The organism is Streptococcus iniae, from assembly GCF_030732225.1.
Lineage (GTDB): Bacteria > Bacillota > Bacilli > Lactobacillales > Streptococcaceae > Streptococcus > Streptococcus iniae.
In genome coordinates, this window is the sequence record NZ_CP132230.1 from 15,932 (window position 1) to 30,000 (window position 14,069).

The window sequence follows — 14,069 nt, forward strand, 5'->3', positions numbered from 1 at the left end:
TTATCTAGCATTTTTCAAAACAAGGTGTTAGAATTATAGGGCATAGGCGACTTTACCGACTTTGGGTTGAAGCGTAGTCGTAAAGTTTGTTATGCGTTAAGAGGTAATACATTGTCCGAATGAGACGATGTATAGAGGCAATTGTATGTGGCTTAGTTGAAGTCGTTTGCGATTGCCTTTTTCGTTTCTCCTAGAAGTCTGCAATATGGCAGGGATTGGTGTGGCTAGCTGAAGCAATATTGTGAATACACTTGTAGAGAATTTTTCTAGCATAGGGATTTCCACGCTTGGTGATATGTTCTTGAGCTAGGAAATTGCCAGATTCATAGAGTCTAAGATCGATACCGATAAAGGCATTGATTTGGTTTGCAGACTGAAAGCGACGGATGTCTCCTAATTCGCCAATAATGCTTGTAGCTGTTGTTTCTGCGATACCAGGAATTGACCGTAAGATGTCATACTCTGATAAAGGCTGAGCTAGAGCTACCATGTCGTTTAAGACAACTTGTCTGCGTTCAGAAAGACGAAGCAATTCTTGAGCATAGTAACGAACCTCTTCAAGCATTGGAGAGGTTTTCTTGACCGCACAAAAAGATTGTTTAGCGAGTTTTATAAGTTTATCAGTCAGGTAAGCAATACGCTTTTCAGAGATGCGTTTGGAGGTAGATTGACGGATAATCTCATACAAGTCACTTTGAGATAGGCTTAATACAAACTCTTTACATGGAAAAGCCATCACTAAGTTCCAATATTGCTCTCCAGTTGGTGGGGATAAGAGATTTTCCAATTCAGGAAAGGTGACTTGTAGGACCTTGTGCAGACGGTTTTTAGCTCGAACAAGATTTTCAGTCATATTTTGATAGAAACGGCTTAAATCATGCAGGTGTTGATAAACTTCTTCCTGCACGTAAGTTGGTTTACGATTGTGCACAAGCTGAGATTTAGCCAACTTTTCAGCGTCAATTTTATCTGTTTTACGAACTCGCAGACTGTCCAATTGCTTCTTAGCTTCTAGAGGATTTAGGCGTGTATAGGCATAGCCATTGATTTCCAGAAAGGCCTGGAGACGGCGAGAATAGACACCGGTAGCCTCGAAGATGATTTCGGGGCTATTCACAGTCGCTAGGTCCCTCAGTAGGCGATTAAACCCAATGGCATCATTGGGCATAGTATAGCCATGAACCTTTTCACCATTCACAAGAATAGCCACTTCTGAGCTTGCTTTACTCACATCAATTCCGAAAACTGTCCGCATTATAATTACCTCTTTGTCTTGAATGATTCCTTGTTTTAGTGATTTCATTTTCAATACTCGACGTCTTGCGTCCCACATACTTTGATAAACTTCTTCCTAAAACAGGTGTCTTGCCAGTTTGTCAAGCGACGTCTAGCGCCATAGAGCCCTACGACTTAACAAGACACTTCTACTTTAACATAAAGAAAAAGTAGTGAGTACTCTCTCCCGTCGGAGATTTCCTCACTACTAATCTTAGTATGTTTGTCAACTGTAGTGGGTGACTTATAGCTAAGCTCTAGCGAGTACCATTTTGGTACTCGTTTTCGCTATGTTTAAAGCGAGATAGATGCGTTTCTTAAAGTTATCAAAATTCCTGTAACCAAAGGCATTAGGCTTAATGTCTTTGATGAGTTTGTTTGTGGCTTCTAACTTGGCGTTAGAGTAAGGAAGCTCGATGGCATTAGTCACATACTGCTTGTAACGAATAATCGTGTTTAAAGTAGTTTTATAGGTATGATTAAGATGAGGAAGAGTATCTTTGATTAATCCAAAGAATTGTTGGGTATTCTTCTCTTGTAGATGAAAGAGAAGCAGCTGATAGAGGTCATAATAATCTTTAAGTTGAGGGACAAGTTTAACTATCTTTTCTAAACACTCTCTAGGAGTCATAGTTTCCCTAAAAGTCCTTGAGTAGAAAGGTTTTAGAGATAGTTTTCGACTATCTTTTTGAAGGACTTTCCAGTGATACTTGAGCACGCGATACTCAAGAGACTTCTTATCATATTGCTTCATGATTTGAAAAGGCAACAGTTTTCTGTACAAGATTTATAAAGTGTTTTTATTAGACCGTTAATCTTTTGGTCATGGGCGTCTGATAGTTTAGACTACCATGAATGCGGTGGTGATTCCACCAGTGGACATAGTCCTTGGTTTTAAGGGCCAATTCTTCTAGCGTCTGGAAAGTTTCCTGGTGGACAAATTCTATTTTGAAAGCGCGATAGGTGCTCTCAGCTACGGCATTGTCGTAAGGACAACCTGCTTGACTAAGTGAGCGTTTGATATCAAAGGCTGTAAGCACATCATCTATCAAGGCATTGTCGAACTCTTTTCCTCTGTCCGAATGGAATATCTTGACCTTGGTCAGAGCGTAAGGAATACTCTGAATCGCTTGTTTCACCAGCTCTGCTGTCTTGTGCCAACCAACCGATAAGCCAATGATTTCACGGTTGTAGAGGTCCATAATGAAACAAACATAAGCCCAGCCATTACCGACACGAACGTAGGTTAAGTCTGTCACTAAAGCTTTTAGAGGCTTTTCTTGATGAAATTGTCTGGCTAAGTGATTAGGAATAGCTACCTCATTCTTACCTTTTGAATGTGGCTTGAAGACTGCTTTCTGATAAACAGATACTAAGTTGAGTCTGTGCATGATGCGACGAATCCGACGACGAGACCGCTGGATACCTTCATTTTCCAAACATTTCTTGATTTTCCTAGCACCGTATCTGGCCTTACTTTCGAGAAAAATAGCTTTGATATTTTCTTCAAGTTCCGCTTCAGAGACTGGTTTAACAGTCTTGTAGTAATAGCTAGAACGAGGAATGTTCAACCAACGACACATAGCTGAAATGCTATATTTATCCTTATTAGCAGTGATTACTTCTCTTTTCGTGCCATAATCACTGCCGCTTGCTTTAGGATATCTAGCTGCATTTCGAGTTCTTTATTGCGTTTTCGGAGTTCAATCAGTTCACGCTGTTCATCTGTCAGATTATCAATCGTTTTAAATGACCCAGTTGTTTTTGCCTGACGAACCCACTTATCGAAGGTTGATGGGGTTAACTCATATTCTTTGATAAGCTCACTTCGTTTCATCCCTGCATGGTGAAGGTCAACGATTTGTTGCTTAAAGTCATCAGTGAAGTGGCGACGTATTTTTCTAGACATCATATTCTCCTATTTTCTTTAGTGTAGAACACTTTATAAATTCTGTCTAGTTTAGTGTAACCGATTCAATTTGAATTCTGGTTTGAATGAGTTCTCTACTCATGTGTTGGACAATATGAAAACGATCCAAGACTATTTTCGCGTTTGGAAATAAGATTTTAATGAGCGGAATGTAGCTACCAGACATGTCAACTGTCACGACTTTAGCGGCATTTCTATCCTTGGTTGAATACTTGAAGAAGTGGTTTCGAATAGTCATCTGCCTTCTGCTATCGAGAATAGTGATAATTTTCTTGATCTCAAAGTCTTGAGCAATAAGCCAGCTTTCCTTTCTGACAAGAAAATTCATCCCAGGATACTATTTCAGGCAGGGCCGAAAAGTCTTCTTTAAACTTGAATTGTTTAAGTTTGCGATAGACTGTAACTGTTGAGATCGCCAAGCTAGAAGCGATAGGTGTCATAGCTTGCCTATTGAGTAAAGCTTGAGCTACTTTCTGTCTAAGGAGTTCAGCGATTTGGCAGTTTTTCTGAACAAGATTGGTTTCAGATACGGTCACCTTGCGGCAGCTTTTACATTGGAAGCGACGTTTTTTCAAGCGAATGAGACTAGGATAGCCCCCAATCTCAATGAAGGGGATTTTAGAAGGTTTTTGGAAATCGTATTTCATCTGTTTTCCCTTACAGTTGTTACACCGAGGAGGGAGGTAGTCTAAGGTGGCGATAACTTCAATATGGGTATCCTTTTGAAAAACTTTGGATAAGGTAATATTTTTATCTTTAATTCCAATCAATTCTGTAGTATTATAGAGTTGTTTCATATGATTCTTTCTAATGATGGTTTTGTCGCTTTTCATTATAAATCATATGGAACTTTTTTTCTGCACAAAAATAGACACCATAATCCTTGCGGTGGATTTACCCACTACAGAAATTATAGAGCCATTATTTTTTTAGAAAATTTACTTTACTAATTTTCTATGATAGAATAAGGACAATATTTAACTTTAGAAAGTAATAAAATGACTATTTTCAGAAAAAAAAATAACAGTAGTGCAAAAACAGAAATGAGAAGACATTTAAAAGTTATCGATTTGATTTTTTTAGGTCTGGGATCAATGGTAGGAACTGGAATTTTTACAATTACGGGAATTGGTGCTGCACAGTATGCTGGTCCTGCTTTGACAATATCAATAGCAATTTCAGCACTTGTCATAGCAATTTTAGCACTATTTTATGCTGAGTTTGCTTCCCGCATTCCTGCAAATGGAGGAGCTTATAGTTATGTTTATGCAACTCTAGGAGAGTTTCCAGCTTGGATTGTTGGTTGGTACATTATCATGGAGTTTCTCACAGCTATTTCAAGTGTTGCCGTAGGCTGGGGAAGTTATTTAAAAGGCCTATTGGCAAATTATGGGCTTACTATTCCCAGTGCTCTAAATGGGACATTTAATCCCAAAGCCGGAACATATATTGATATTCTCCCAGTTCTTGTTATGATTGCTGTAACATCAATTGTTCTAATGAATTCTAGAAAAGCTCTCAGGTTTAATAGTTTATTAGTTCTTTTAAAATTTTCGGCCTTAGCATTATTTATTATTGTAGGATTATTTCATATCAACCCTTCAAATTGGAACAATTTTGCTCCTTATGGTTTAGGTCAACTTTACGGAGGTCAATCAGGGATATTTGCAGGAGCATCGGTAATGTTCTTCGCATTTTTAGGATTTGAATCAATTTCAATGACTGTAGATGAAGTAAAAGAACCTCAAAAAACAATCCCAAGAGGAATAGTTCTTTCCTTAGTTATTGTTACAATATTGTATATTTTAGTGACAGCAATTTTAACTGGAATTGTACACTATACAAAATTAAATGTGCCAGATGCAGTAGCCTTTGCTCTAAGATCAATTGGTATTGACTGGGCAGCAAATTATGTTTCAGTAGTTGCTGTATTGACACTAATAACAGTATGTATTTCAATGACTTTTGCTTTAGCTAGAATTGTCTATAGTATTAGTCGAGATGGGTTATTGCCAAAAACATTACATAAAGTCACTGAAAATACCTTTGTTCCTAAGAATGCTACATTAGTTGTTGGTATTATCGCGATGATATGTGCAGGTTTTGTTCCATTGGCAAGCTTAGCAGAATTTGTTAATATTTGTACCTTGGCATATCTCATTATTATGTCTTATGCTATTATCAAATTACGCCAAATTGAAGGCAAACCTAAAAAAGGTGAATTCAAAACACCTTTCGTTCCACTTTTACCTATAATAGCAATTATCATTTGTATTTCATTTATGAGCCAGTATATGCTACAAACTTGGATTGCTTTTGTAATAACAACAGTAATAGGAACTGGTATTTACATTTTATATGGTTTCAAGCATTCTGAAGAAAATAACTAAAATAAAGAGTGTTTCTACCTACCTTTATAAAAAATTCAAGTCCAAGTTAGCTAGTAAGTAAAAACTCTTTGTGATGTTTGTACTGACCCCAAAAAGTTGGACAAATTATTTTAAGCAAAGGTTGGACTTAGTATAATAAAGTAGACACAAAATTAAGTGGAAACGAGGAAAAGTCATTATGCCAAGAAAAACCTTTGATAAAGCCTTCAAACTCTCTGCTGTCAAACTCATTCTTGAGGAAGAGCAATCTGTAAAAATGGTTAGTTCAACTTTAGCAATTCATCCCAATAGTCTTTATCGATGGATTCAAGAATATGAAAAATATGGCGAAAGTGCGTTCCCAGGACATGGGAGCGCACTTTGTCATGCTCAATTTGAGATAAAAAAGCTTGAAAAAGAGAACAAACTGCTACAGGAGGAATTAGCACTTCTAAAAAAGTTTCAGGTCTTCTTGAAGCCAAACCGGAAATAAAATTTCGGTTTCTGAAGGAAAATAGTATTAACTTGACTATTCATCACGCCTGTCAAACTCTTCAAGTTTCTCGTTCAGGTTTCTATGCTTATTTAAAACGTCGTCCATCTTCAAGGCATGTTGAGAATGAAGCTTTGAAGGAAATGATTAAAGCCATTTTCTATGAACATAAAGAGCGTTACGGAAGTGTACGAATTACCCAAGAACTTTGTAGACGTGGCCTGCATGTCAATCATAAACGTATTGGTAGACTCCTTCATCAGCTAGGTCTCTATGCTAAAGGAAGTCGATATAAATATAAATACTGAATAGGTTACACTAAACTAGACAGAAATTATAAAGGGTAGTGTAAAATATCTTGTGTAAACACAAAAAAGGAATAAATCCTGTATAGTAGAGTTACGACACTTCACTAGAAAGAGATTTATTCCCATGACTCAGTTTACCACAGAATTACTTAACTTCCTAGCGCAAAAACAAGATATTGATGAATTCTTTCGATCCTCTTTAGAAATAGCTATGAATGATCTCTTGCAGGTTGAACTATCAGCTTTCCTTGGATATGAGCCATATAAAAAAGAAGGTTACAATACAGGTAATAGCCGTAATGGGACCTACTCTCGACAGTTTGAAACGAAGTATGGCTTAGTCAATTTAATCATTCCAAGAGATCGAAACGGCGAGTTTTCACCAGTTTTATTACCATCTTATGCTAGACGAGATGACCACTTGGAAGAGATGGTGATTAAACTCTATCAAACTGGCGTTACGACACGCGAAATCAGTGACATTATTGAGCGCATGTATGGTCACCACTACAGTCCAGCAACGGTGTCAAATATCACAAAAGTGACTCAAGAAAGTGTCACTGCCTTTCATGAGCGTTCCTTTCAAACTAACTACTCAGTCTTGTATCTAGACGGAACTTACTTACCCTTGCGACGAGGTACGGTCAGTAAAGAATGTATTCACATTGCACTTGGTATCACGCCTGAAGGGTATAAATCAGTTCTTGGCTATGAGATTGCCCCTAATGAAAATAATGTCTCTTGGTCAGATCTTCTTAAGAGGCTACAAAATCAAGGACTTAAGCAAGTTTCTCTAGTTGTTACAGACGGGCTTAACGGTGTGGATCAAATCATCCAACAAGCCTATCCAATGGCTAAACAGCAACGGTGTCTGGTTCACATTGGTCGCAATATCTCCAGTAAGGTCAAACGAGTAGATAGGGCACCTATTCTAAATCAGTTCAAGCAGATTTATCGTGCCACAAATTTACAGGAGGCTATTAAATTATTGGAACAATTTGTTTCTGAGTGGAAACCTCGTTACAAAAAGGTTATGACATCACTTGAAACAACTGAAAATCTCCTAACTTTCTATCAATTTCCACATCACATTTGGTCTAGTATTTACTCTACAAACTTGATTGAATCACTCAATAAAGAAATCAAGCGACAAAGCAAGAAGAGGGTGGTTTTTCCAAATGAAGAAGCCTTAGAACGATGCCTTGTAAGTATTTTCGAAGACTATAACATTAAGTTCGGAGCTCGTATTCATAAAGGATTCGGAGTATGTTTTGACACACTTGATAGCTTATTTGACTAATATTCAAAAACTCTACTCTTGTGTTTACACAAAATTATTGACAGTATCTTATAAAGTGTTCTACACTTAAGAAAAACGGGAGAAAAACCATGTCTAGAAAAGTACGTCGTCACTTCACCGATGATTTTAAGCAACAAATTGTGGACCTTTACAATGCTGGTAGAAAGCGTAGCAGCCTCATCAAGGAATACGAGCTAACCCCTTCCACCTTCGATAAGTGGGTTAGACAAGCCAAAACAACTGGTTCATTCAAGTCTGTTGATAATCTGACAGATGAACAGCGGGAGCTAATTGAACTCAGGAAACACAATAAAGAACTCGAAATGCAATTAGATATCCTAAAGCAAGCGGCAGTGATTATGGCACAAAAAGGGAAATAATCACTGCTAATAAGGCTAAATACAGCATTTCAAAGATGTGTCGCTGGCTGAATATGCCACGCTCAAGTTATTACTATCAAGCCGTGGAGTCAGTATCTGAAACGGAGTTTGAAGAAACTATTAAAAGAATTTTCCTCGAGAGCGAGTCCAGATACGGATCCAGAAAAATCAAAATATGCTTGAATAACGAAGGTATCACACTTTCACGGCGTCGGATTCGACGCATTATGAAGCGACTCAATTTGGTTTCTGTTTATCAGAAAGCCACCTTCAAACCACATTCTAGAGGCAAGAATGAAGCCCCTATTCCCAACCACTTAGACAGGCAGTTTAAGCAAGAAAGACCACTACAAGCCTTAGTCACTGACTTAACCTATGTTCGTGTAGGCAATCGTTGGGCTTATGTTTGCCTCATCATTGACCTATACAACCGTGAAATCATCGGCCTGTCTCTTGGTTGGCACAAGACCGCTGAACTCGTTAAGCAAGCCATACAAAGCATCCCTTACGCCCTGACCAAAGTCAAGATGTTCCATTCAGATCGTGGCAAAGAGTTTGATAATCAGTTAATTGATGAAATATTGGAAGCCTTTGGAATCACACGTTCGCTTAGTCAGGCTGGTTGTCCTTATGACAATGCCGTAGCTGAAAGTACGTATCGTGCTTTCAAAATTGAATTTGTTGATCAAGAAACCTTTCAATCGCTGGAAGAACTAGTTCTTAAGACTAAAGACTATGTTCATTGGTGGAATTACCACCGCATTCATGGTAGTCTCAACTACCAAACACCAATGACTAAAAGATTAATTGCCTAGAAAAACACTTTATAAATGTTGTACAGAAAAGTGTTGCCTTTTCATACTATAACCGTCGACGTTCTTCATTAACTCGTCCCAATCTTGTTAATCAATGTTTCCAAGCGACTGGTAAGAATAAATTATGGCTAGGAGACTTAACCTACATTCCTACACAAGAAGGAATACTTTATTTATCTGTCTTTATAGACGTTTATAGTAGAAAGATTGTTGGTTGGGCAATGGGCCGACGTATGCAAGACAAGTTGGTAACAGAGGCTTTCAATCAAGCTTATGATAGAGAAAAGCCTAAAGAAGGGGTAATCGTCCATACAGATCAGGGGTCTCAATATACCGGAGCACGATTTCAGGACCTACTTAGACGGAAAAAATGTAAGTCCAGTATGAGTCGAAAAGGTAATCCATACGATAATGCACTCATGGAAGCCTTTTATAAAACATTAAAAAGAGAGCTTGTCAATGATGCTCATTTCGCAACTATTGAGCAAGCTCAGCTTGAGATTTTTAAATATATTGAGACTTACTATAACCCTAAACGTCTGCATTCAGCTTTAGGGTATCTCTCACCTGTAGAATTTGAAAAAAATAGTTACTAATTAGCTTAACTTTATGTCTATTTTTTCTTGACAAGCCCAACCCCAATTGTTAGATTTAGTATCCAACTTTTGGGGTGCAGTTCAGTTTGGTAGTTTAATTATTTCTTAGGGAGTTAGTTATTTATCCAATTTTTAAAGAGTGCGACCTATCTTTAGGTCGTTTTCTTTGTTATTTTTGAGATATAATGTTTTTTTAATACTTTTGAAGTGAGTAAATTCATTTTAGAGTTTTTGTTTGTTTTATCACTATAACAAGAAGTTAAAAAACATGACAAAATCTCTTGACAAAGGGATGATAAGTAGGTATACTAATAAAGCTGTCAGGAAGCAAAGAAACTTCTAAGAAGAATGAAGAAAGTCAAAAGAAAAAGTAAAAAAACAGTTGACAAACATAAGCTAACCTGATAGAATATAATAGTTGTCTCGTAAGAGATGCAAAGACCTTTGAGAACTGAATAAGACAAAAAAACCAAACGTGCAGGGTGATATGTTAACGCATATTACCTGTCAATAAAGAAACAAAGAATAAATCTGTCAGCGACAGAAACAATGAGTAAAGAACTCAAACTTTTAATGAGAGTTTGATCCTGGCTCAGGACGAACGCTGGCGGCGTGCCTAATACATGCAAGTAGAACGCTGAGGATTGGTGCTTGCACTAATCCAAAGAGTTGCGAACGGGTGAGTAACGCGTAGGTAACCTACCTCATAGCGGGGGATAACTATTGGAAACGATAGCTAATACCGCATGACACTAGAGTACACATGTACTCAATTTAAAAGGAGCAAAAGCTTCACTATGAGATGGACCTGCGTTGTATTAGCTAGTTGGTGAGGTAACGGCTCACCAAGGCGACGATACATAGCCGACCTGAGAGGGTGATCGGCCACACTGGGACTGAGACACGGCCCAGACTCCTACGGGAGGCAGCAGTAGGGAATCTTCGGCAATGGACGGAAGTCTGACCGAGCAACGCCGCGTGAGTGAAGAAGGTTTTCGGATCGTAAAGCTCTGTTGTTAGAGAAGAACGGTAATGGGAGTGGAAAATCCATTACGTGACGGTAACTAACCAGAAAGGGACGGCTAACTACGTGCCAGCAGCCGCGGTAATACGTAGGTCTCGAGCGTTGTCCGGATTTATTGGGCGTAAAGCGAGCGCAGGCGGTTCTATAAGTCTGAAGTAAAAGGCAGTGGCTCAACCATTGTATGCTTTGGAAACTGTAGAACTTGAGTGCAGAAGGGGAGAGTGGAATTCCATGTGTAGCGGTGAAATGCGTAGATATATGGAGGAACACCGGTGGCGAAAGCGGCTCTCTGGTCTGTAACTGACGCTGAGGCTCGAAAGCGTGGGGAGCAAACAGGATTAGATACCCTGGTAGTCCACGCCGTAAACGATGAGTGCTAGGTGTTAGGCCCTTTCCGGGGCTTAGTGCCGCAGCTAACGCATTAAGCACTCCGCCTGGGGAGTACGACCGCAAGGTTGAAACTCAAAGGAATTGACGGGGGCCCGCACAAGCGGTGGAGCATGTGGTTTAATTCGAAGCAACGCGAAGAACCTTACCAGGTCTTGACATCCCTCTGACCGTCCTAGAGATAGGATTTTCCTTCGGGACAGAGGAGACAGGTGGTGCATGGTTGTCGTCAGCTCGTGTCGTGAGATGTTGGGTTAAGTCCCGCAACGAGCGCAACCCCTATTGTTAGTTGCCATCATTAAGTTGGGCACTCTAGCGAGACTGCCGGTAATAAACCGGAGGAAGGTGGGGATGACGTCAAATCATCATGCCCCTTATGACCTGGGCTACACACGTGCTACAATGGTTGGTACAACGAGTCGCAAGCCGGTGACGGCAAGCTAATCTCTTAAAGCCAATCTCAGTTCGGATTGTAGGCTGCAACTCGCCTACATGAAGTCGGAATCGCTAGTAATCGCGGATCAGCACGCCGCGGTGAATACGTTCCCGGGCCTTGTACACACCGCCCGTCACACCACGAGAGTTTGTAACACCCGAAGTCGGTGAGGTAACCTTTTAGGAGCCAGCCGCCTAAGGTGGGATAGATGATTGGGGTGAAGTCGTAACAAGGTAGCCGTATCGGAAGGTGCGGCTGGATCACCTCCTTTCTAAGGATAAGGAAGTACGTTTGGAAGTCTTATTTAGTTTTGAGAGGTCTTAAAAAAGTAAAGAGAACGTTAAGAAATCTGTATGAAAATAGGAAAGAGACGCAGTGTCAAAAGACACAAGGAAGTTTATCATTTTCACTAAGATTTTAGTTCGAATACAATTTAGATCCATAATATAGTATGAGTAACAAGATAAGAAACGTTAACATATTAACTGTGGGGCCTTAGCTCAGCTGGGAGAGCGCCTGCTTTGCACGCAGGAGGTCAGCGGTTCGATCCCGCTAGGCTCCATAGACAAGGAAGTCTCTAAAATACGTGAAGTCCATTGAAAATTGAATATCTATATCAAATTCCACGATCATGAAAATGATTGTAGAAAAAGTAACAAGAAATAAACCGAAAAAAAGATAAACGCGAACATATTAAAAAAAATAAAGAAGGTCGAAAGACTGGAAATAAGGTTAAGTTAATAAGGGCGCACGGTGGATGCCTTGGCACTAGAAGCCGAAGAAGGACGTGACTAACGACGAAATGCTTTGGGGAGCTGTAAGTAAGCGCTGATCCAGAGATGTCCGAATGGGGGAACCCGGCATGTAATGCATGTCATCCATGACTGTTAAGGTCATGAGAAGGAAGACGCAGTGAACTGAAACATCTAAGTAGCTGCAGGAAGAGAAAGCAAAAGCGATTGCCTTAGTAGCGGCGAGCGAAACGGCAGGAGGGCAAACCGAGGAGTTTACTCCTCGGGGTTGTAGGACTGCGACGTGGGACTAAAATTAATAGAAGAATTACCTGGGAAGGTAAGCCAAAGAGAGTAAAAGCCTCGTATTTAAAATTGAAATTAGCCCTAGCAGTATCCTGAGTACGGCGAGACACGCGAAATCTCGTCGGAATCTGGGAGGACCATCTCCCAACCCTAAATACTCTCTAGTGACCGATAGTGAACCAGTACCGTGAGGGAAAGGTGAAAAGCACCCCGGGAGGGGAGTGAAATAGAACCTGAAACCGTGTGCCTACAACAAGTTCGAGCCCGTTAATGGGTGAGAGCGTGCCTTTTGTAGAATGAACCGGCGAGTTACGATATGATGCGAGGTTAAGTTGAAGAGACGGAGCCGTAGGGAAACCGAGTCTTAATAGGGCGACATAGTATCATGTTGTAGACCCGAAACCATGTGACCTACCCATGAGCAGGTTGAAGGTGCGGTAAAACGCACTGGAGGACCGAACCAGGGCACGTTGAAAAGTGCTTGGATGACTTGTGGGTAGCGGAGAAATTCCAAACGAACTTGGAGATAGCTGGTTCTCTCCGAAATAGCTTTAGGGCTAGCGTCGATGTTAAGTCTCTTGGAGGTAGAGCACTGTTTGGGTGAGGGGTCCATCCCGGATTACCAATCTCAGATAAACTCCGAATGCCAAGACGATATAATCGGCAGTCAGACTGCGAGTGCTAAGATCCGTAGTCGAAAGGGAAACAGCCCAGACCACCAGCTAAGGTCCCAAAATAATTGTTAAGTGGAAAAGGATGTGGGGTTGCACAGACAACTAGGATGTTAGCTTAGAAGCAGCTATTCATTCAAAGAGTGCGTAATAGCTCACTAGTCGAGTGACCCTGCGCCGAAAATGTACCGGGGCTAAAACAATTTACCGAAGCTGTGGATTACCTTAAGAGGTAATGGTAGGAGAGCGTTCTATATGTGAAGAAGGTATACCGTGAGGAGTGCTGGAACGTATAGAAGTGAGAATGCCGGTATGAGTAGCGAAAGACAGGTGAGAATCCTGTCCACCGTAAGACTAAGGTTTCCAGGGGAAGGCTCGTCCGCCCTGGGTTAGTCGGGACCTAAGGAGAGACCGAAAGGTGTATTCGATGGCCAACAGGTTGATATTCCTGTACTAGTGTATATAGTGATGGAGGGACGCAGAAGGCTAACTAAACCAGACGACTGGAAGAGTCTGGCCAATCAGTGAGGCGTGATATGAGTCAAATGCTTATATCTATAACGTTGAGCTGTGATGGGGAGCGAATTAAGTAGCGAAGTTAGTGATGTCACACTGCCAAGAAAAGCTTCTAGCGTTTAAGTATACACTACCCGTACCGCAAACCGACACAGGTAGTCGAGGCGAGTAGCCTCAGGTGATCGAGAGAACTCTCGTTAAGGAACTCGGCAAAATGACCCCGTAACTTCGGGAGAAGGGGTGCTGTCAGCGATGACAGCCGCAGTGAATAGGCCCAAGCAACTGTTTATCAAAAACACAGCTCTCTGCTAAATCGTAAGATGATGTATAGGGGGTGACGCCTGCCCGGTGCTGGAAGGTTAAGAGGAGTGCTTAGCGTAAGCGAAGGTATGAATTGAAGCCCCAGTAAACGGCGGCCGTAACTATAACGGTCCTAAGGTAGCGAAATTCCTTGTCGGGTAAGTTCCGACCCGCACGAAAGGCGTAATGATTTGGGCACTGTCTCAACGAGAGACTCGGTGAAATTTTAGTA

Annotated in this window: 4 protein-coding genes, 1 tRNA gene, 2 rRNA genes and 5 pseudogenes (1 of these 12 cut by a window edge); 8 read left to right on the top strand and 4 right to left on the bottom strand. The window is 40.6% G+C overall.

Translation table 11 applies throughout. The features are described from left to right. Positions 1 to 52 precede the first annotated feature (52 nt). From Q9317_RS00075 to Q9317_RS00090, 4 genes and pseudogenes are all read right to left on the bottom strand, one after another. Positions 53 to 1,255: pseudogene (locus Q9317_RS00075) on the bottom strand (IS110 family RNA-guided transposase). 270 nt (positions 1,256 to 1,525) lie between these two features. Further along, positions 1,526 to 2,032: pseudogene (locus tag Q9317_RS00080) on the bottom strand (ISL3 family transposase); the annotation flags it as partial. Between the two features lie 46 nt (positions 2,033 to 2,078). Further along, positions 2,079 to 3,184 (bottom strand): IS3 family transposase gene (locus Q9317_RS00085; RefSeq protein WP_089180041.1). Its coding sequence is split into 2 segments (ribosomal slippage): positions 2,079 to 2,908 and positions 2,908 to 3,184, totalling 1,107 coding nucleotides; the frame shifts between segments, so codons are not numbered across the junction. Between the two features lie 67 nt (positions 3,185 to 3,251). Then, positions 3,252 to 4,002, bottom strand: a pseudogene (locus tag Q9317_RS00090) (transposase); the annotation flags it as partial. A gap of 201 nt (positions 4,003 to 4,203) precedes the next feature. Between Q9317_RS00090 and Q9317_RS00095 the strand changes: the two are divergent. The 8 genes and pseudogenes from Q9317_RS00095 to Q9317_RS00130 all read left to right on the top strand — a co-directional run. After that, on the top strand, positions 4,204 to 5,595 hold the full coding sequence (locus tag Q9317_RS00095; RefSeq protein WP_003100568.1) for an APC family permease: 1,392 nt from the start codon (positions 4,204 to 4,206) through the stop codon (positions 5,593 to 5,595). Between the two features lie 178 nt (positions 5,596 to 5,773). Next, a pseudogene (locus Q9317_RS00100) lies at positions 5,774 to 6,372 on the top strand (transposase); the annotation flags it as partial. Between the two features lie 127 nt (positions 6,373 to 6,499). Beyond that, entirely contained in the window at positions 6,500 to 7,675 is a 1,176-nt protein-coding gene (locus tag Q9317_RS00105) for an IS256 family transposase (RefSeq protein ID WP_003099060.1), read from the top strand. An 89-nt stretch (positions 7,676 to 7,764) separates the two neighbouring features. Beyond that, a protein-coding gene (locus Q9317_RS00110) for an IS3 family transposase (protein WP_089180042.1) occupies positions 7,765 to 8,870 on the top strand; the annotation gives its coding sequence in 2 pieces (ribosomal slippage) (positions 7,765 to 8,041 and positions 8,041 to 8,870; 1,107 coding nt in all). Between the two features lie 5 nt (positions 8,871 to 8,875). Next, positions 8,876 to 9,466, top strand: a pseudogene (locus Q9317_RS00115) (IS3 family transposase); the annotation flags it as partial. A gap of 569 nt (positions 9,467 to 10,035) precedes the next feature. After that, positions 10,036 to 11,584, top strand: a 16S ribosomal RNA gene (locus Q9317_RS00120). A gap of 218 nt (positions 11,585 to 11,802) precedes the next feature. Further along, a tRNA-Ala gene (locus Q9317_RS00125) sits at positions 11,803 to 11,875 on the top strand. Between the two features lie 168 nt (positions 11,876 to 12,043). Next, positions 12,044 to 14,069, top strand: a 23S ribosomal RNA gene (locus Q9317_RS00130) (it continues 877 nt past the right edge of the window). The 16S and 23S rRNA genes sit together here with 1 tRNA gene alongside, the layout of an rRNA operon.